This is a genomic window from Saliniradius amylolyticus, from assembly GCF_003143555.1.
In the GTDB taxonomy this organism is placed as follows: Bacteria; Pseudomonadota; Gammaproteobacteria; order Enterobacterales; family Alteromonadaceae; genus Saliniradius; species Saliniradius amylolyticus.
The window spans coordinates 2,419,433-2,438,943 of sequence record NZ_CP029347.1 but is presented as its reverse complement, the minus strand read 5'-3'; the positions used below and the strand labels follow the sequence as shown (position 1 = coordinate 2,438,943).

The 19,511-nt window shown below is 51.9% G+C and carries 18 protein-coding genes; 12 read left to right on the top strand and 6 right to left on the bottom strand.

All coding sequences use genetic code 11. The annotated features are described in order from the left end of the window. Positions 1-50: 50 nt before the first annotated feature. Positions 51-1,307, top strand: a complete 1,257-nt coding sequence (gene srmB / locus HMF8227_RS11385; protein WP_239421291.1) for an ATP-dependent RNA helicase SrmB — start codon at positions 51-53, stop codon at positions 1,305-1,307. Between the two features lie 169 nt (positions 1,308-1,476). On the opposite strand, the gene HMF8227_RS11380 is transcribed toward srmB, so the two are convergent. From HMF8227_RS11380 to HMF8227_RS11370, 3 genes are read right to left on the bottom strand one after another with little or no spacing between them, the layout of a single operon-like run. Beyond that, positions 1,477-2,202 carry a YebC/PmpR family DNA-binding transcriptional regulator gene (locus tag HMF8227_RS11380; RefSeq protein ID WP_109340290.1) on the bottom strand — a complete coding sequence of 242 codons (726 nt, stop codon included), beginning with the start codon at positions 2,200-2,202 and terminating at the stop codon, positions 1,477-1,479. A gap of 40 nt (positions 2,203-2,242) precedes the next feature. Continuing rightward, positions 2,243-2,815: a rhomboid family intramembrane serine protease gene (locus tag HMF8227_RS11375; RefSeq protein ID WP_162558586.1), complete on the bottom strand. Its 573-nt coding sequence runs from the start codon at positions 2,813-2,815 to the stop codon at positions 2,243-2,245. Positions 2,816-2,835: 20 nt separating this feature from the next. Then, complete coding sequence (locus HMF8227_RS11370) at positions 2,836-4,473, bottom strand: methyl-accepting chemotaxis protein (RefSeq protein WP_109340288.1); 1,638 nt, start codon at positions 4,471-4,473, stop codon at positions 2,836-2,838. A gap of 200 nt (positions 4,474-4,673) precedes the next feature. Here HMF8227_RS11370 and queA point away from each other — a divergent pair, with 200 nt between their 5' ends. The 5 genes from queA (at position 4,674) to secF (ending at position 10,170) form a co-directional block, all read left to right on the top strand. Beyond that, positions 4,674-5,708: a tRNA preQ1(34) S-adenosylmethionine ribosyltransferase-isomerase QueA gene (gene queA / locus HMF8227_RS11365; protein WP_109340287.1), complete on the top strand. Its 1,035-nt coding sequence runs from the start codon at positions 4,674-4,676 to the stop codon at positions 5,706-5,708. A 96-nt stretch (positions 5,709-5,804) separates the two neighbouring features. Beyond that, positions 5,805-6,947 carry a tRNA guanosine(34) transglycosylase Tgt gene (tgt, locus tag HMF8227_RS11360; RefSeq protein WP_109340286.1) on the top strand — a complete coding sequence of 381 codons (1,143 nt, stop codon included), beginning with the start codon at positions 5,805-5,807 and terminating at the stop codon, positions 6,945-6,947. Between the two features lie 26 nt (positions 6,948-6,973). Further along, the gene (gene yajC / locus HMF8227_RS11355; protein ID WP_109340285.1) at positions 6,974-7,309 is read left to right on the top strand and encodes a preprotein translocase subunit YajC; all 336 of its coding nucleotides are present in this window, start codon (positions 6,974-6,976) and stop codon (positions 7,307-7,309) included. Between the two features lie 65 nt (positions 7,310-7,374). Then, positions 7,375-9,219 (top strand): protein translocase subunit SecD, encoded by a 1,845-nt coding sequence (gene secD, locus HMF8227_RS11350; protein ID WP_109340284.1) that lies wholly within the window; start codon positions 7,375-7,377, stop codon positions 9,217-9,219. Positions 9,220-9,228: 9 nt separating this feature from the next. Continuing rightward, positions 9,229-10,170: a protein translocase subunit SecF gene (gene secF / locus HMF8227_RS11345; protein ID WP_109340283.1), complete on the top strand. Its 942-nt coding sequence runs from the start codon at positions 9,229-9,231 to the stop codon at positions 10,168-10,170. A 69-nt stretch (positions 10,171-10,239) separates the two neighbouring features. Here the strand turns inward: secF and suhB are convergent, their stop codons facing one another. Then, positions 10,240-11,016 (bottom strand): inositol-1-monophosphatase, encoded by a 777-nt coding sequence (gene suhB, locus HMF8227_RS11340; protein ID WP_109340282.1) that lies wholly within the window; start codon positions 11,014-11,016, stop codon positions 10,240-10,242. Positions 11,017-11,197: 181 nt separating this feature from the next. Between suhB and trmJ the strand changes: the two genes are divergently transcribed. The 6 genes from trmJ to HMF8227_RS11310 all read left to right on the top strand — a co-directional run bounded on the left by trmJ (position 11,198) and on the right by HMF8227_RS11310 (position 16,315). After that, a complete protein-coding gene (gene trmJ / locus HMF8227_RS11335; protein ID WP_109340281.1) occupies positions 11,198-11,920 on the top strand; it encodes a tRNA (cytosine(32)/uridine(32)-2'-O)-methyltransferase TrmJ in 723 nt (240 codons plus the stop codon). A gap of 11 nt (positions 11,921-11,931) precedes the next feature. Further along, positions 11,932-12,735, top strand: coding sequence for a serine O-acetyltransferase (cysE, locus tag HMF8227_RS11330; RefSeq protein ID WP_109340280.1), 804 nt, complete (start codon positions 11,932-11,934; stop codon positions 12,733-12,735). Between the two features lie 92 nt (positions 12,736-12,827). Continuing rightward, the gene (gene iscR, locus HMF8227_RS11325) at positions 12,828-13,316 is read left to right on the top strand and encodes a Fe-S cluster assembly transcriptional regulator IscR (RefSeq protein ID WP_109340279.1); all 489 of its coding nucleotides are present in this window, start codon (positions 12,828-12,830) and stop codon (positions 13,314-13,316) included. 6 nt (positions 13,317-13,322) lie between these two features. Next, positions 13,323-14,480 carry an IscS subfamily cysteine desulfurase gene (locus HMF8227_RS11320; RefSeq protein WP_109340278.1) on the top strand — a complete coding sequence of 386 codons (1,158 nt, stop codon included), beginning with the start codon at positions 13,323-13,325 and terminating at the stop codon, positions 14,478-14,480. Positions 14,481-14,782: 302 nt separating this feature from the next. Then, positions 14,783-15,307 carry an outer membrane beta-barrel protein gene (locus HMF8227_RS11315; RefSeq protein ID WP_109340277.1) on the top strand — a complete coding sequence of 175 codons (525 nt, stop codon included), beginning with the start codon at positions 14,783-14,785 and terminating at the stop codon, positions 15,305-15,307. A 213-nt stretch (positions 15,308-15,520) separates the two neighbouring features. Beyond that, positions 15,521-16,315: a substrate-binding periplasmic protein gene (locus HMF8227_RS11310; protein ID WP_109340276.1), complete on the top strand. Its 795-nt coding sequence runs from the start codon at positions 15,521-15,523 to the stop codon at positions 16,313-16,315. Here the strand turns inward: HMF8227_RS11310 and HMF8227_RS11305 are convergent. Both HMF8227_RS11305 and HMF8227_RS11300 read right to left on the bottom strand, forming a co-directional pair. After that, positions 16,299-17,051, bottom strand: a complete 753-nt coding sequence (locus HMF8227_RS11305) for a substrate-binding periplasmic protein (RefSeq protein WP_109340275.1) — start codon at positions 17,049-17,051, stop codon at positions 16,299-16,301. The two genes, HMF8227_RS11310 and HMF8227_RS11305, sit on opposite strands and share 17 nt — an antisense overlap. 381 nt (positions 17,052-17,432) lie before the next feature. After that, on the bottom strand, positions 17,433-19,496 hold the full coding sequence (locus tag HMF8227_RS11300) for a TonB-dependent receptor (protein WP_162558585.1): 2,064 nt from the start codon (positions 19,494-19,496) through the stop codon (positions 17,433-17,435). Positions 19,497-19,511: the final 15 nt, after the last annotated feature.

Genomic DNA, 19,511 nt, shown 5'->3' with positions numbered 1-19,511 from the left:
CACCGCTCGTGCCTTGATTGACGCATTTTTTGCTCTCAACAGAGACGAATATGAAAGATAGACACACTCTAATAACCATGAATAAGATTTCTTTCGAGCAACTGGACCTGGACGACAAACTCGTCGGGGCCTGCAAAAAACTGGGCTTTCAGCATCCTACGACCATTCAGCAGATGACGGTGCCGGTGGCGATGGAAGGTAAAGATATACTGGCCTCGGCCCCCACAGGCACTGGCAAGACGGCAGCGTTTTTGTTGCCAGCCTGTCAGTTCCTGCTCGACTTTCCCCGCAAGGATCCCGGCTCCTGCCGTGTGCTGATCTTGTCACCAACCCGCGAGCTGGCTTTGCAGATACATCAGCAAGCCGAGGCGCTGACTCGATTCACCCATCTGACTTGTGGCGTCATCACAGGCGGCATTAACTATGGCACCGATCACGCCCAGTTAGACAAAAATCTGGATATTCTGGTGGCAACGCCGGGACGGTTGTTTGAGCATATAGAGAATGAGGCCTTCGAATGTCGGGATATCGATATCCTGATTCTGGATGAGGCCGACCGTATGCTGGATATGGGCTTTGGTAAAGTGGTCAATCAGATCAGCGCCGAGGCGCGTTGGCGCAAACAGAGCATGTTGTTTTCAGCTACACTGGAAGGGGAGGGTATTCGCCGTTTCGCCGAATCCATCCTCAAGGAGCCTGAATTGTTGCAGGCCGAGCCGCCGAAGAGTGAGCAGGGGAAGATCCTACAGTGGTATCATCTGGCCGACAGCCTGGAGCATAAGTTTGCCTTGCTGTGCCATATTCTAAAACAACAAACCGACACGGCTATCGTGTTTGTGAATAAGCGAGAACGCTTGCAGTCACTGATCCATCAGTTGCAAAGCCAGGGCATTGAAAATATCTATCTGCAAGGTGAAATGCCGCAGGACAAACGCAATCAGGCGCTGGCCCGCTTTAAGGCCGGAGAAGCCAAGGTGCTGGTGGCCACCGACGTGGCGGCGCGCGGTATCGACATTCCCAATGTGAGCCATGTGATCAACTATGACTTACCGCGCACTGCGGATGTGTATGTGCATCGCATTGGACGCACGGCGCGAGCGGGCGCCAAAGGCACGGCCATTTCGTTGGTGGAAGCGCATGATTTCCCCATGATCCCGCGTATCGAACGCTATATCGACCAGCGTCTGAAGCCTCGGGTCATCGACGAGCTTAGACCCAAGCACAAGGCACCCAGCCTGCCGCCAAAGAAGAAGAAAACGAAGGCTAAGAAAAAGCCAGCCACGAAAGGCCGTAACAAAAAGAAATAGAGCTATAGGGCTAATTTGCCATCAAGGGTTGGGACCACACCGACACGCCGTTAATCCGTCCATGGGGCGCGCCTGTTCGGCCTCCTTGCCTCACAGGGTCGGCTTTGGCCCCAACCCTTGATAGCCTGAGTCTTTAGCGGGGCGAGCCGAGTCAACCTCTGCGGGTGGGTTAGCCCTCACTCACCTCGGCATTATGATAGATGTTTTGTACATCATCGCAGTCGTTCAGCATATCCATGAGTTTTTCGAAGCTGGGCACGTCATCGCCGCTGACCTCGGTGTAAGTCTGAGGAATAAATGTGATCTCTTCCTCTTCAAACTCAATGCCCTCGAAAGCATCGGTGAGTGCGGTTTTGACCTTAAAAAACTCGGTATGTGGGGCATAGACCGTCACCATGCCGTCTTCCACTTCCACATCGTCTGCGTCGGCATCGCCTTCCATTAAGGCTTCCAGCACGGGCTCATCGTCCTCGCCCTTAAAGGAAAACACGGCCTGGTGGTTGAACATATGGGTTACCGAGCCCGGTGCGCCCAACTTGGAACTGGTTTTTGTAAAACAGTTCCGCACCTCAGTAATAGTACGATTTGGGTTGTCGGTCAGACAGTCTACAATGACCATACAGTTACCCGGGCCATAGCCTTCGTAACGGGCCGGGGAGTAATCCTCGCCAGCGCCTCCCTGAGCTTTCTCAATGGCTTTGTCGATGACATGGGCCGGAACCTGGTCCTTTTTTGCCTTGTCCATTAACTGGCGCAGGGCCAGGTTTGCGTCAGGGTCGCTGCCGCCGTTTTTGGCGCACACATAGATTTCTTTACCGTACTTGGAATAGACCTTACTTTTCGCGGCTTGCGTTTTGGCCATTGCAGCCTTGCGCACTTCAAATGCTCTGCCCATGGTTTGCTCTTGTTATCTTCGGTTGTTGTATTCAGTAGCGCTAGATTTTACCGCTATATTGGCGCTGATGGCTAGTGCCTGGCATCATCCTGCCGGCAAGTAACCCGCAGATAAAGCCACTCAGGTGATATTCCCAGGACATCAGATAATGTCCGCCGGGCAGCAACCCCCAAAAAAGTCCGGCATGCAGCAACAATAAGCCGATTGCGATAGCAAAGCGCCAGAACTTACCACTGGTGAAGCCGCTATAGAGCAAAAAACCAAGCAGACCATAGACCAGGCCACTGGCGCCGACATGAAGACCATCGCGACCAAATAGCCAAACCAGAACACCGGGCATCAGAATCAGCCAGAGTAATACTAGGCCAACCGCCCGTTGCCAGTGCAGTAGCAATGTCAGCCATAAGAGGGGAATCAGAATCAGCAGGTTGGAGGTCAGGTGGGACCAGCTATGATGCAAAAAGGGGCTGAAGACAATCCCCCACAGGTGATCGCTGTTGCGTGGAACCAGGCCCAGTGTCAGCCACTGACGACCCGTCAGAGTGTTAAGCACTTCCAGAATCAGTAATAAGGCGCAGAACCAGACTAAGTACTGGATCTGCGTCTTTAGCACGGCTTTCTTAATAATCTCGGTTACACCTGGTCACTGCGTAACTGTCTGATCGCCGACGCCATACGATCTTTTACTGCCGAAAGAGTCTCATTATCTTGCTGACAGGAATTGGCATGTTTGTCATTTTCAGCGGCGACTTTGGCCAACTCGGACATGTTTTGGCGTATATCCTGCGTAATGGAGCTTTGCTCTTCAATAGCGGTGGCAATTTGAGCATTCATTGATGCTATGGTGTTGATGGCTTCGGTTACCTCTTTCAGGTGAGAATCTGCTTCATGCACCTTTTCAACACTGGCCGCAGTTTGAGACTGCCCTTGCTCTATGGCCTCTACTGCACTTTTGGCACCATTTTGCACATTGGAGATCATCTGCTGGATCTCTTCAGTGGATTGCTGAGTTCGGGCGGCCAGTGTGCGGACTTCATCGGCAACTACCGCAAAGCCGCGTCCTTGCTCACCGGCGCGCGCCGCCTCAATGGCTGCGTTCAAGGCCAGCAAGTTCGTTTGCTCGGCGATGCCCTTTATCACATCCAATACCGAACCAATTTTATTGGCGTCTTCATCCAATGAGGCGATGACCTTGGAGGTGTTCTCAATTTGGTTGGAGGAATGGGTAATGGCATCAATGGTTGCTTTCATTACCTGGATGCTGGTGTCGGCAGCCGTGTTTGCGGAACTGGCCGCGGAGTCGGCCTCTTGTGCATTGCGGGCAATATCATCGCCCATCTGACCAAGCTGCTCCATAGAATTAAGGGCATGATCAGTGCCGTCATTGGTGCTACTTACCCCTCGGGTAATCGCGTTCGCACTATCGGACAGACTCAAACAGACTTCATCAAGTTGGCTTTGAGTATTATCCATCTGCTGGCAGACATTCAGAAGTTTAATCCTGAGTGTCTCTACGCCGCGGGACATTCGACCAATTTCATCCTCGTTATCAATCAGTAGCTGCTTGTCAAATTGTCCCTTACTGACATTACGTAAATGCGTAATCAGCGACACCAGTGGATGCACCACCATGCGGTTCATTATGAAACTTGAGATAACCAGACAGCCGACGATGGCCAGTAGCATGATGACAATGGTAATGGTAATAGCGGTGTTAGCATCTGACTGTAATTGTTGACTGTGTGTTGTGGCGGCAGAGGCAAGAGCCTCTCCGAGTTCTTCGAGCTGTTTGGTAGGGGCCCGATCGATGCCAGATACGGCATTGTCTCCGGCTTTGTGATCAAAGTTAGTGGCCAGGAACGCGTCATACCCTTTCTGATACTTTCTTTTAAGTCCTTCGTGAGTGTTCTGAAACTCCCGCATCTGGCTTTTAAAGCGATTGTCGACGGGCAAGCCTAAGAACTCATTTGCCATCTTTTGGATTTGTTCCTGACGCTCATTAAAGCGTCCCCAGTATTTGTCCAGCTGATCTCGGTCGTGTCCCCGCAACAAAACGTTCTTCCACTCCTGAACCTGACGTTTGAAGTTCAGATTCATCTTATCTGCCAGAGTCGCTGCACGAACCTCCTGCTCAACCAGCATTTCGTATTCTGATACCTGCTGAGAGAGGAGGCTGATACAATAGATGGCGACCAGCCCGACAAGTACAATACTGGCACCCATAAGGGCCATAATTTTGGGACGAAGTTTGCGCATGGAGGGACTTAACATCGTTGCTTTCCTATTTGATTTTTAAGGCGTTAGCGAAGCAGGCCTCACGCTAAAGCCAAAATGTGACAGAAATATGTCAGCACCTTACTAGTAACTCTTATCTGTAATCTTGCGTTAGCGCAAGTATTTAGTCATTGCTGTTAATTGCAGTTGCTGCCTGCGGACCGTAAAATACCCCGCTTGTTTTATAAGGCCACGCTATGAAAGTATCCGATTTTCACTTTGAACTGCCTGACCATTTGATCGCCCGTTACCCCAGTGCTGAGCGCACAGCCAGCCGTTTACTGACGCTGGACGGTTGTACCGGACAATTTCAACATCGGCGCTTCAACGATATTCTTGAGCTGTTAAACCCCGGAGATTTGCTGGTGTTTAACAACACTCGTGTTATTCCCGCCCGGTTATTGGGCCAGAAAGCGTCGGGGGGCAAAGTTGAGGTATTGGTGGAGCGAATTCTGGATGACCATCTGGTCCTGGCCCATGTGCGAGCCAATAAATCCCCGAAACCGGGCACAAAGCTTGTGGTAGGGAATGACCTAGAGTTGGAGATAACGGGGCGTCGTCAGGCGCTGTTTGAGGTCCAGTTCCCCAAGCACGAGCCCGTTCTTACTCAGTTGGAAGAGCATGGTCATATGCCCTTACCACCCTATATTGACCGCCCCGATGAAGACAGCGATAAAGAGCGCTACCAGACCGTTTACGGTGAAAAGCCGGGCGCGGTCGCTGCTCCCACTGCGGGGCTGCATTTTGATGAAACTATTCTGCAGAAGCTAACTGATAAGGGCGTTAACCAAGCGTTTGTGACTCTGCATGTTGGGGCGGGCACCTTCCAGCCGGTACGTGTGGAAAACATCCACGATCATATTATGCACTCCGAATACGCCGAGGTGCCGCAAGAAGTGGTCGATGCCATACAGGCTACCAAGGCTGCGGGTAATAAGGTGGTCGCCGTGGGCACTACTTCGGTGCGTTCTTTGGAGTCGGCAGCGCAAGCCTCGAAAGACGCACTGATCGCGCCGTTTTATGATGACACCAGCATCTTTATCTACCCCGGCTATGACTTTCAGGTGGTAGATGCCATGGTGACAAACTTCCACCTGCCCGAGTCTACCCTGATGATGCTGGTCAGTGCCTTTTCCGGCCGGGAACACATTATGAACGCCTATGCCGAAGCGGTGGCAGAGGAGTATCGGTTTTTCAGCTACGGCGATGCGATGTTTTTAACCCGTCAATAGAACGGCCGCTTAGACTCCGAGGGTGGCTTACTTTATACTGACCACCTCTGGTTTTTTCGGCACTGGACTGTTTTCCGGCGGCTGACAGGAATGATGATGAAATACGAATTATTAAAAACCGACGGTGCCGCACGGCGCGGTCGGTTGGTGTTTGAGCGCGGAGTGGTGGAAACCCCCGCCTTTATGCCGGTGGGGACCTATGGCACCGTGAAGGGGATGACTCCGGAAGAGTTGGCCGAGTCTGGTGCAGAGATCTGCCTTGGGAACACGTTCCATTTGATGTTGCGCCCGGGCACCGAGATCATGAAACAACACGGTGATCTGCATGACTTTATGCATTGGGACAAACCGATTCTTACCGACTCGGGTGGCTTTCAGGTCTTTAGCTTAGGGGACCTGCGGAAGATTACCGAAGAGGGCGTGACCTTTCGCTCGCCCATTAATGGTGAGAAGATCATGCTGACCCCGGAAAAGTCCATGCAGGTACAACGGGATCTGGGGGCGGACATTGTGATGATCTTTGATGAATGTACCCCTTATCCGGCTACCCGGCAGCAAGCGCGAGAGTCCATGGAACTCTCCTTACGGTGGGCCAAACGCAGTAAGGACGCCCACGAGGGAAACAAGGCGGCGTTGTTTGGTATCGTTCAGGGCGGTATGTACGAGGACCTGCGCGATAAGTCACTGGAAGGTCTCTGTGAGATCGGCTTCGATGGCTATGCCATCGGTGGCCTGTCGGTGGGCGAACCGAAGGAAGATATGATTCGGGTATTAGACAATACCGCCCACCAGATTCCCGTCGATAAACCTCGCTACCTGATGGGAGTAGGCAAGCCAGAAGATATTGTCGAAGCGGTGCGCCGCGGGATCGACATGTTCGACTGTGTGATGCCGACGCGTAATGCCCGTAATGGTCATCTGTTTGTGACCGAAGGGGTAATTAAGATCCGAAATGCGCGTCACCGTACCGATACCGGACCGTTGGATGAAAATTGTGATTGCTACACTTGTAAAAACTATTCGCGGTCATATCTACATCATCTCGACAAATGCAATGAGATTCTCGGCGCACGTCTGAATACCATCCACAACCTGCGTTATTATCAGCGGGTTATGGAAGGGCTAAGAGGTGCCATTGCCGACGGTAAACTGGATGACTTTGTGCAGACCTTCTACGCCCAAAAAGGGATGGAGGTGCCTGCATTGACAGCCGCACCCTCGTCGACCAATAACGAATAACAACAGTAACTATTAGGGGAACAATGATGAGTTTATTTATTTCCAATGCCTATGCTCAGGACGCTGGTGCCGCTCAAGGCGGTGGTTTTGAGATGTTGATCATGCTGGCTATCTTCGGCCTGATCTTTTACTTCATGCTGTACCGCCCTCAGGCTAAGCGCGTTAAAGAGCATAAAAATCTGGTTAACTCGCTGGGCAAAGGTGATGAGGTGTTGACTCAAGGCGGACTGGTAGGACGAATCACCAAGGTCAGCGAAGAGAAAGACTTTATCGAAGTGGAACTGAACGAAGACAACCGTATTGTGGTGCAGAAGAACTCGGTAACAGCCGTACTCCCCAAGGGCACCATGAAAGGCATTTAATGCAGACCACAGAATCGGGCATCACGCCCGATTCGCTTTTTAAGACAGTGTAAAGGAAAGATGTTGTGATTAATCAATATCCGCTATGGAAGTACATTATGGTGATCCTGGTGGTCGCCGTGTGTGCTCTGTATGCGTCTCCCAATCTCTACGGTGAGGACCCGGCGGTGCAAGTATCGGCCGGCCGTAACGCCGAGGTAAACACCCAAACCCTGGAGCAGGTGCAGCAAACCCTTCAGCAACAGAATATTGATGCCAAAGGCGTTGCCCTAGAAGAACAGCAGATCTTGGTGCGCCTGAACAGTGATGACGCTCAGTTGCCGACCCGTGAGGCGTTAGAACGCGCCCTGGGCGATGATTATGTGGTGGCGTTGAATCTGGCACCCGCAACCCCCGATTGGCTGGAAAGCCTGGGCGCCGGCCCCATGAAGCTGGGTCTGGACTTACGCGGTGGTGTGCACTTCTTAATGGAAGTGGATATGAGCGCGGCACTGGGCCGGGCACTGGAAAACCTGGAAGAAGATTTTCGCACCAGTCTGCGCGAGGAGCGCTTGCGTTATCGTCGGGTGGAGTTGGTTGAAAACGGTCTGGAAGTGCAATTCCGTGACGCCGAAACACTGGAACAGGCGGTCAGCTTTCTGGAAGAAAAAAATCCACAGCTGCGCATTGTTGAAGGCGATGAGCTGACGATTAAAGCGACACTGACCGAACAACGCTTAAAAGAGATTCGTGAATACGCTCTGAAACAAAATATCACTATCATGCGCAACCGAGTCAACCAACTGGGTGTGGCAGAGCCGGTGATTCAGCGGCAGGGCGCCGATCGCATCGTGGTGCAGCTGCCCGGCATTCAGGACACCGCGCGAGCTAAGGAAATCCTTAACGCTACTGCGACCTTGCAGTTCCGTATGGTGGATTTGGATCATGACGTGCGCGATGCGGTAGAAGGTCGTGTGCCACCAGGATCGCAGTTGTTAATGGACCGCAACGGTCAGCCACAGTTATTGGAAAAGCGCATTATGCTGACTGGCGATCATATCGTCGATGCCAATTCAGCGTTTGATGAATACGGTCGGCCTCAGGTGAGCATTAAGCTGGATTCGGAAGGTGGTGATAAGATGTCGCGTGGCACCAAAGATAATATCGGTAAGCCTATGGCGACGGTGTTTATCGAGTACAAGCCGACCCCTGAGAAAGACGACGAAGGTAAGACGGTGTTTGAAAAACACGAAGAAGTCATCAACGTCGCTACGATCCAGGCGCGCTTAGGTCGTGATTTCCGAATCACTGGCCTGGACTCGCCTCAGGAAGCACAAAATTTGTCGCTACTGCTGCGTGCCGGTGCTTTGGTGGCGCCGATTCAGATCGTCGAGGAGCGTACCATTGGTCCGAGCCTGGGTGCTGAGAACATTAACCTGGGTATGCAGGCCATTATCTGGGGGCTGTGTCTGGTGCTGGCCTTTATGGTTCTCTACTACAAGAAGTTCGGTATCGTGGCCAATATGGCGCTACTGGTAAACCTGGTGATGATCGTGGGCGTGATGTCTCTCATCCCCGGAGCCACGCTGACGCTACCGGGCATGGCAGGTATTGTACTGACGGTGGGTATGGCGGTAGATGCCAACGTACTGATCTTCGAGCGGATCCGAGAGGAGCTGCGCGATGGCCGCAGTCCGCAGCAGGCCATTCATCACGGCTATGACAGTGCCTTGTCTACCATCGCCGATGCCAATATCACCACCCTGATCGCGGCAATTATTCTGTTTGCTGTCGGTACCGGACCTATTAAAGGTTTCTCGGTGACGCTGGCCATTGGCATCCTGACATCGATGTTCACGGCTATTGTCGGAACCCGTGCGATCGTGAATTCAGTCTGGGGCGGTAAACGTCTCGAGAAGCTATCCATCTAGGGGGCAAAGATGCGCTTATTTAAGTTTGAAAATGAAGTTCGTTTCATGTCCCTGCGCATTCCGGCCAGTATCCTGTCCGGGGTGCTATTGCTGGTTTCTCTGGCATCGCTGGCGGTCAATCAGCTGAACTGGGGGCTGGATTTTACCGGCGGTACGGTGATCGAGGTGGGCTATCAGCAGCCGGCCAAGCTGCCCGACGTTCGTCAACACCTTGAAGCAGAAGGTTTTGGTAATGCCGTAGTACAGCATTTTGGCAGCAGTCAGGATGTGATCATCCGTCTGGCTCCCCGTGATGATATTAAGGCGGCGCAGCTCAGCGAGATGGTGCTGGATGCTCTCAAGGCTGGAAACACCGAGGTGGAAATGCGTCGGGTGGAGTTCGTTGGTCCTCAGGTGGGTCAGGAGCTGACCGAGCAAGGCGGTCTGGCCATGCTGGTGGCGCTGATCTGTATCCTGCTGTATGTGGCGATGCGTTTCGAATGGCGTTTTGCACTGGGCTCGGTAGCGGCCTTGATCCACGATGTCATCATTACGCTGGGATTGTTCTCGGTGCTGCAGCTTGAGTTCGATTTGACGGTACTGGCGGCTGTGTTGGCTGTCATTGGTTACTCCCTCAACGATACTATCGTGGTCATGGACCGGATCCGAGAGAACTTCCGTAAGCTTCGCAAGGGCGGACCGGAAGAGGTGATCAACGTCTCTCTGACGCAGACCTTTAACCGCACCATGGTTACCTCCATCACCACCGTGCTGGTGCTGTTAGCGCTGTTCTTTAAAGGTGGTGCGTTGATCCATGGCTTTGCCACCGCACTGCTGTTCGGGGTGATAGTGGGGACTTACTCGTCCATCTATGTCAGCTCCAGTGTGGCGCTGGCGTTGGGCATCAGTAAAGAAGACCTGATTCCGCCACAGGTGGAAAAAGAAGGTGCCGATCAGGATCCGATGGTGTAATTCTCTGGTTCTGATAAAGGCTCATAAAAAAACCCGGCGGATGCCGGGTTTTTTTATTGGAAGTTGTTGTTAGCCTTTCAGGTTGCGGGCGATGGCCTGTACCACTTTGGGACTTCCGCAGATAACGCTGCCGTTATCGAACATATCGTGGCCACCTCTGAAGTCGGTGACCAGACCGCCCGCTTCACGCACGATCAGTTCACCAGCGGCGATGTCCCAGGGCTTGATGCCTTTTTCCCAGTAGCCACCAAAACGGCCGGCAGCGACATAGGCCATATCCAGTGCTGCGGACCCTGTGCGGCGCACATCTTCGCACTGTTGGAAGATGTTAGTGAAACTGTTCATATAGCTAGGAAGACTGGCCTTATCCCGAAATGGGAACGCGGTTGCCAGGATGGCGTTCGATAAGTCTTTGTGGTTCTGACAGCGGATACGGTAGCCGTTCAGCTGGGCACCGTTACCACGGCTGGCAGTGAATAGCTCACCACGAAGAGGATCGAAAATCACCGCCTGGTCCAAACGTCCCTTGTACATCAGTGCGATGGATACACAGAAGTGGGGAATGCCTTTGATAAAGTTACTGGTGCCGTCCAGCGGATCGATGATCCACTTGAAGGTGTCATCGCCCTCGGTCAGGCCGCTTTCTTCGCCGACAAAGGTGTGTTCGGGATAGGATTGTTGAATCTTAGAGATGATGGCTTGCTCGGCTTCTCTGTCGATACGAGTGACAAAGTCGTTCTGCCCTTTCTCCTCGGTCATCAGATCATCACGATTTTCATAACCACGGGTAATAATGTTTCCGGCCACGCGCGCAGCGCGCACCGCTATATTCAGCATAGGATGCATAAGCTCACCACCAATTTTATAAAGAACGAATTCGGTTCGGCTGATTAAAAAATACACCAGCTCGAAGGGGGCGAGAGTCTACCAGAGCCGGACTGAATTGCAATCATAAAGGCATTATGTGGATTGGTCTTACCCTGTGATAAACTGCCGCCATCGAATACCTACGTTGATCAACATTTCTATGCACGACATTCGTATCGTTTTGGTGAATACCTCACACACTGGCAATATAGGCTCGGCGGCCCGCGCGATGAAGACCATGTGTCTGGACAGCCTGTATTTGGTCGACCCTGTGTCTGAGCCCGACGGCCATGCCAGCGCCATGGCTGCCGGGGCCACCGATGTCTTAGCTAAGGCAAAGACAGTGGCAACGTTGGAAGAGGCTATTGCCGATTGCGGTTTAGTGGTGGGGACCAGTGCCCGTGACCGGAGCCTGTCCTGGCCGATGTTAGGTCCAAGAGAATGCGGTGCGAAGATCGCCTCTGAGGCGCGCAATTATCCGGTAGCGCTGGTGTTTGGACGGGAAAATAGTGGCCTAACTAATGACGAGCTTCAGCAGTGTCATTTTCATGTGAATATTCCCGCGAACCCGGACTACAGTTCGCTGAATCTGGCCGCGGCGGTACAGACCCTCAGCTATGAGGTGCGTATGGCACTGCTGTCTGAAACAGAGATCCCCAACGAAGAAACCGAGTATCCCCTGGCTGAAGATTTAGAGCGTTTTTATAGTCATTTGGAACAAACGCTAAAGAAAACGAATTTTATCATTGAGAAGCATCCGGGTATGGTGATGTCAAAGCTTAGACGCCTGTTCAACCGTGCTCGTCCCGAGTCGACGGAATTGAATATACTCAGAGGAATTCTAACTTCCGTGGACAAAAGCATTAATGGTGAGTCCCGGTAGCCATAATAATTATGTTTGCCCGAATCAAAGAAGACATTCACAGCGTATTTCACCGCGACCCTGCGGCTCGTAACACCTTCGAGGTGCTGACTAACTATCCCGGCTTGCACGCCATATGGCTGCATCGTCTGGCCCATAAGTTGTGGCGGGCCAACTGGAAATGGCTGGCTCGTGCATTGTCCACTTTTTCACGTTGGCTGACAGGCGTTGAAATCCACCCGGGAGCGACTCTGGGGCGGCGCTTTTTTATCGACCATGGCATGGGTGTGGTAATTGGCGAAACCGCGGAAATTGGTGACGACGTCACTCTCTACCATGGAGTCACACTGGGAGGCACCACCTGGAATGCTGGTAAACGTCATCCCACCCTGGAGGACAATGTGGTGATTGGTGCTGGCGCTAAGGTGTTAGGCCCCATTACCATCGGCAAGGGGGCCAAAATTGGCTCCAATTCTGTGGTGGTTAAAGATGTGCCTGAGGAGGCCACCGTCGTGGGGATTCCTGGCCGGGTAGTAGTGCAGAAGCAGGACAAGCAGAGTGCCTCTAACCGGGATAAGATTGCGCAGAAATATGGCTTCGATGCCTATGCGGTGTCACCGGATAACCCCGACCCAGTTGCGAATGCTATTGGCCAGTTGCTGGATCATCTGCACTTGATCGATACCAAGGTGGAGGATATCTGTAAGGAAGTGAATGCTATGGGCGGTGATGTTTGCGATGAGTCGATACCCAGCATTGATTTAGATGACTTTGAAGGCATTGATACATCTGCCGAAGAGCCGAAAGACCACGACCAGTTTGACCCGAAGATCTGACCTAATACTTGACTGTTTTAGTCGGGCTTATACTTGACTAAAACAGTCGGACATGACATAGTATTTCCAGTTTTTAGTTCGGACTTCCTGTTATGAAACTCACTTCCAAAGGCCGTTATGCGGTGACCGCCATGCTTGATGTGGCCCTGCATTCCCAGAAGGGGCCGGTACCATTGGCGGACATATCCGAGCGTCAGGAAATCTCGCTTTCTTATCTGGAACAGCTCTTCTCTCGTTTGCGTCGTCATCAGTTGGTCAGCAGTGTGCGTGGCCCCGGTGGCGGTTACCAGTTAGGGCGTGGCGCCCATGAAATCGCCATTGGTGAGGTGATCAGTGCCGTTGATGAGTCGGTCGATGCTACCCGTTGCAATGGGCAGTCCGATTGTCAGGGGGGACAGCGTTGTCTGACCCACAGTTTGTGGTCCGATTTAAGCGACCGCATTTCGGTGTTTTTAAACAGCATCACCCTGGGTGAACTGATGGCCAAGCGCGATGTGCAGGAAGTAGCTGGCCGCCAAGACCAGTCCACCCGCTCAAAAGAAGACGATGATCTGAAGATTCGCCTAGAAATCACCTCGTAAACCGCAATGAAAACCCCTATTTATCTGGACTATGCCTCCACGACACCGGTGGATCCAGCCGTTGCAAAGAAAATGGCTCAGTGTCTGACGTTAGAGGGCTCCTTTGCCAATCCAGCGTCCCGATCTCACCGTTATGGCTGGCAGGCGGAGGAATTGGTCGATATTGGCCGCAATCAGGTGGCTGAGTTAGTCAACGCCGACCCTCGTGAGATTGTTTTTACCTCGGGTGCCACCGAGTCTAACAATCTGGCTATTAAAGGTGCCATAGAGGCTAATCACGGAAAGCATATTGTCACTGTTGTCACCGAGCACAAGGCGGTACTCGACCCCTGTGAAGTGCTTGAGTCTCGTGGTGTGGATGTGACCTATTTAACGCCGGAACAGGATGGTCTGATTCAGCCTGAGCAGATACGTCAAGCGCTGCGTGAAGATACGGCGCTGGTGTCGGTGATGCAGGTCAACAACGAAATCGGCGTGATTCAGGATATTGCCGCCATTGGACAAATTTGCCGTGAGGCGGGTGTTCTGCTGCATGTGGATGCGGCACAGAGCGCTGGTAAGTTGCCCATTGATCTGCAGCAGTTAGACGTGGATCTTATGTCTTTCTCAGCTCACAAAAACTACGGCCCCAAAGGAATTGGTGCGCTCTATGTTCGCCGTAGTCCGGATGTGCGTATTGAGGCGCAGATCCACGGTGGTGGCCATGAGCGTAAGATGCGCTCTGGCACCTTACCCACCCATCAGATCGTGGGCATGGGCGAAGCCTTTGCCCGCTCTCAACAGACAATGGAGGAAGAACGCCAGCGCATAGCACGCTTGCGTGACAAGCTCTGGGAAGGTATCCAGGACTTGCCAGGCGTTCAGGTAAACGGCTCTATGAGCCAGCGCGTGGCAGGGAACTTAAACGTCAGCTTTGCCGGTGTGGACGGGGAGGCCCTGATTATGTCTCTAAGAGATATTGCCGTATCCACCGGTTCTGCCTGTACCTCGGCCAGTGTAGAACCTTCCTATGTACTCAAAGCCATTGGGGTGTCCGATGAGCTTGCCTACAGCTCCATCCGCTTTTCGGTGGGGCGTTTTACCACTGACGACGATATCGATCATGCTATCAGCCACATCCGTCAGACCGTGAAACAGGTCCGGCAGATGAACGAGCTTTGGTAACCAATAGAGAATAGCTGAGAAGCCAAAGGGCGAATATAGAGTAGTTATAAAAGGCGACGCTCTATTCGTTAACTTTGTTTAAAGACAGCAATTAGGACTTGATTGCATAAATATTCTGCCTTTTCGTATCTTTGTCCGAAGTTCATATAATCCTTTAAAAATAATAGCTTACAAGTTAGTCACAGGGTGGCGGTAATAACATCATATGTGATAAATTCGCGCGCGCTTCAAACAAGCAAGGGAGAAGGGGCTCTCCTAAAAAGAAACAAGTAGCTCCGTATTAATCAACAAAAGGAACTAAAATGGAATTACGTAAATTGTTACCGCTTATTGCACTGTTGTCAGCCATAGCCATGCCTGTGACGGCAGGTTGGAATATGGGCGCTGGCTATACCAATTTTTCATCGGACCATAACCTGGTGAACATCAACCTCAAGGGAGTTACCTTCTCCGCCGGTTATGAATTTAAGCAGAAGGGCAGCAACTTTACCTGGATGCCAGAGTTCCGTTATGGCTTTGGTATAGGTGATGATACCGTCTATACCGGAGGCGCGGACGTTAGATTTGAAGCAGATAACTTTATAGCAGTGGGTGTGCGCGGCACTTACCATGTTTCACCTGAATTCAACCTGTTTTTCCAGCCTTCCTACGCAAACCTGGAGGTTACCGCAAGCGTTTTGGATCAGTCTGTCTCTGAAGACGACTGGGAGTTTGGATACGGCGGTGGTTTTGCTTTTAACGCCACAGAAAGAGCCTCTCTGGAGTTACTGTATGAAAACTTCGATGAGACGGATGTGGTCTCCGCAGGGTTTCGCTATCGCTTCTAGCCATAAGGCTTAGAACCCGCTTAGTACTCAGGCCTCAATCGGGGCCTGCTTCGTTTTAAGAGTTAAATAAAGCATTTTATTTTCAAAGACGTAATAGCTCCTTTGGCGCTGAGACCTCATGTCTACACGAATCAATAACGCCCAACTGGGAATTGACCTTGCTCTTGGGCTGGTCTTAGATTAGAGCAAGGATCACAACACCACAGGATCCATATGTTCCACTACACACTGGCGTTTTTCTTCATCACGCTCATTATGACTGGTTCAGCAAAAAGCGCTGAGCAGCAGTTGAATCTCTATACTGAGCATTTCCCTCCTTATAACTACCTTGAGAATGAGGCTGTTGTTGGTATTAATACCGAAGTGGTTCTGGCTCTTTGTGAACGTTCGGGTATCCAATGTCAAATTCGGCTCTATCCATGGAAAAGAGCACTGCATATGGCACTAAATGACCCGAGTGGAGCGGTGTTCTCGACATCCCGGACTTCGGAGCGACTCGACGAGTTCCAATGGGTTGGTCCGCTGAGCAATAGCAAAAGTTGCTTTTACAAACTAAAACAGCGCACGGATATCGTAGTCCACCGTCGAGAGGACCTGCTTAACTACACACTTGGAATCGTGAGGAACGATGTTTATCAGTATATTCTCAACGATTGGGGATTTGAGACAGGTAAGCAGCTGCTTGTTTATGCTGATAAACACCAGGATATTAGAGCATTTCTGGGGGGCAGACTGGATCTTATTATTGGCTCTCGAATCACCCTTCCCAGGCAACTCCAGGGGTTCGACCTTTCGGTCGAAGATTTGGAGGCAGTATTCCCGATTGAGGACCCCAGACTGCAAGGAAACTATCTGGCTTTAAATAATTCAATTAGCCCTTCAGCGGTAAGGAGACTGCAGCGTTCTCTGGACAGGCTGAGACAAGATAAAACGTTAAATAATATTGTTCGTCGCTATATTGAGCCGGTCGATGCGGACCGCCCCTGCCTGGTTAGGGAGACAGGGTAACATTCCAACGTTTTCGAATGTCAGACAGACTGCCATTTTTCTCAATCGCACGGAACGCGCGCCGGTACTTTTGTACCAGTGCTCTGGACGATTTGCGGTTAAACGCGATGCACAGAGGATGGTTGAGTGCCGTTAACTCAAACAGGGGGTGCAGTCTTTCAGGTGCTTTGCCCATTTTCCGGGCTCGTTCCATGATGGACGCCCGGGCACTAATAACGGCATCCACCCTTTGTTTGTATAGCATGCCCAATGCCTGTTCGGGCTTTACGATACGTACCAAGTTGTCGAAACCATTCTGACTGAGGTATTGCTCAGGATTGGAAGACTTGGTCACAGCGATAATATACTTCTGCATGTTGGCCAGCGACGAAACCGGACCTACTCCTGAGTCCTTCAACCCCCAGAAGAACAGTCGCTCTATATCCAGCACCCCGATGCAATGAAATCTTGGTTTGCGAATGTCATTGTATGCCAGTGAATAAATCATAGTGTTGGGCTTGAGCAAAGCCTGACGGTAAGTTCTGGCCCACGGCATTACTCGAATAACAGGAGTGTCTTGGGTATGCTCAAACAGAGCTCGGACAACCTCTGTTGAGTACCCTCCTAATGAGCCATCCGGGCGTTTCATCTGGTAGTGGTTCAGGTACTCGGTTACCACGTTGATTGTTTTAGCCCTGCCCGGAAAAACAACCAGTAAGAGAGAACACACTAGGATGGCCCGGGCCCATAACGTCATAGGTAATCCCCGAAAAAAACTACGCCAATACAGGCAAACTCACAGGCCGCAAAGACAGAAGTAGGACAGCTCAATAACATTCGCCTTAGTACCAAAGTTCGACTAACCGCCTTCTATGACTGCAATTAGTATTCAGTTTAATCAAAAAAGACTAACATGAATATGCTTTGGAGCGCTTTCACTCTGGCGAGTCCATGCCTTGGGGACAATGGGAATCGCGTATGCTGACCCAAATAAGACCCAGACCCCGAGCAGTATAGTGGAGTCGTACTCTTATCTACATGCCAAATACCCAGGGCTGCAGCGGGCTGACTTTCTACGCGCAAAACCCAACTTAGGGAGTAGGCAGTCCAGCGATAGTTGAATTAGGCGAAGTCATCGTTAAAACTCGTAGCTGATACTCACCTGAGCGCGCAGCGGCCTGCCAACAAAGTATCGGTAGTTGCCAAAGGCGTAGTCGGCCCGCTCGGCATAGTCTTTATTCAACAGGTTGTTGACTACCGCGCGAACCTGCCACTCGGGGCTGAGCTGCCAGCCTGCACTCAATGAAACCAATTGGTGACCGGGATATTGATGCTGGTTTTCCGGTTCCAGATAGTAGTCATCAATATAACGCCAGTTCAGGCTCAGGCGCAGACCGTCTTGCATGGCCCAGTTGAGTCGTGCATTGAGCAGTAACGGCGGTGCGGTATCTACCTCATTACCCTGAATCACAAGGTTGCCGTTCTCGGGGTTGTTGGCGTATTGGTGCTCAGACCAGCTGCCACTGACGCTGCTATCCAGGTTGCTACTGATACGCCACTGCCACTCGGCTTCTATACCCTGATGGTCGGTGTCGATGCCATTCACAAATTGCCGATCGCTGTTGCGATAGATACCGTCTTCTTTTTGGAGATGGTAGACGCTGAGGTTCAGGTAGTGACGCTCCGGCATCCAACGCAATCCCGCTTCCCATTGGGTGGCAGAGACACCCTGAATATCCGCCAGTTGTTGGCCGTTCTGCAGCCGGTACAGCTCTGAGGTATGTGGCGCGCGAAAGCCATCATCCCAGCTCAGGTATGCGGCCAGGTTTGCTGTGAGTTGATACAAGGCGCTGGCGCTGACCGAGGTTCGTGAAAACCGGTCGTTACGTGAGGCCGGGCGAGTATAACGGCAGCCGCCAAAACCACAGGCTTCACCGTTGTCGGTGAGATTCCCGGCCGCCATGTTGTTGTCATAGTCATAGCGGCGTTGCTCCCAGCGAACCCCGAGTGTCGTGCGAAGGCGTGTATTGATCTGGTACTGGGCCTGAGTGTAGATAGCGGACGTTTGGCTTATTACATCATAATCATAGTGTTTGCCTTGGGGCAGTACGGCGTTGAGAAAAGCCGAGTTGGTTTGGGTGGGCTCTGCCTGCGTCTGATGAAGAAAACCGTTACTGTAATCCAGATCCACTCCTGATTTTAGCGCCAGTCTGGCGGTTATTTCATTGTCCATGCTTGCCTGAAAGCCCAGGCTGTGGTGGCCATTTTCCTCTAATGGCTGGCCAGGCAGAAAATGCATCAAAAAAGTCATGTCATTGACTCTCAAGTAGGGCATGAACTGCCACCGGCCTAAGTCGGTCTTGGTTTGCCACTTGCTGGACACTCGTAGCGCACGGCTTTTTCTGAAGGCGTCAGGGGATTCGTTGACCCGTTTCAGACTATCCACTGTGTAAGCCGCCTTGCCTTGCTGCAAATAACCAGCGGTTTGCTGGTCCAGATCGGTGAGCGTCAGTCGGTTATCCACCTGCCACTGGCCGAGTTCGAATAGCGCCCCGCCGGACAGCTTAAATTGATCGTAGCCAGAATCATACTGGTAGCCGCCATCGGAGGCGGCGGTCAGGTGAAGTCGATAACGCGTCGAGTCATAACGTCCGCTGGTTCCCAACCCCAGGCGGTAAAAGGCATCGCTACCAAAGGTGGTTTTGACTTGGGAGGGATTATTATAAGAAGGTGCCAGAACATTCATCACACCATGAATCGCGTTACTGCCGTACAGCGCCGCCTGAGTTCCCTTCACCACCTCGATGGCGCTGGCCCACTCGAAATGGCTGTCAAACAGTTGGTTGACGTTACAAAAACCGGGCCCACGCAAGGGGATGCCATCGGCCAGCATCACAAACTCGGAACAGGATCCGGGGCCGGTGAGCACTGGAGAGCGGATGGACAATAACGATTCCTGCCCGTTACCACGGCTCAGCCAGCTCCCTGCACTGTGTCTGACTAACTGGTTTAGATGCTGAGCATCGGTATCGGCGATAACCTCTCCAGAAATAACACTGGTCTGGCCCACCGAATCCGCCTGGGTTACTTCGGTTCGGTCGGCTGTGGTGACAACCACTTCAATATTTTTCTCGCTGGCAGCCAGGTTCGTCGCACTGCCGAGCATAAGCAGCCCCAGCAGTCGTGTTAGTTGTTGATTCACCGCAGATGATCCCTT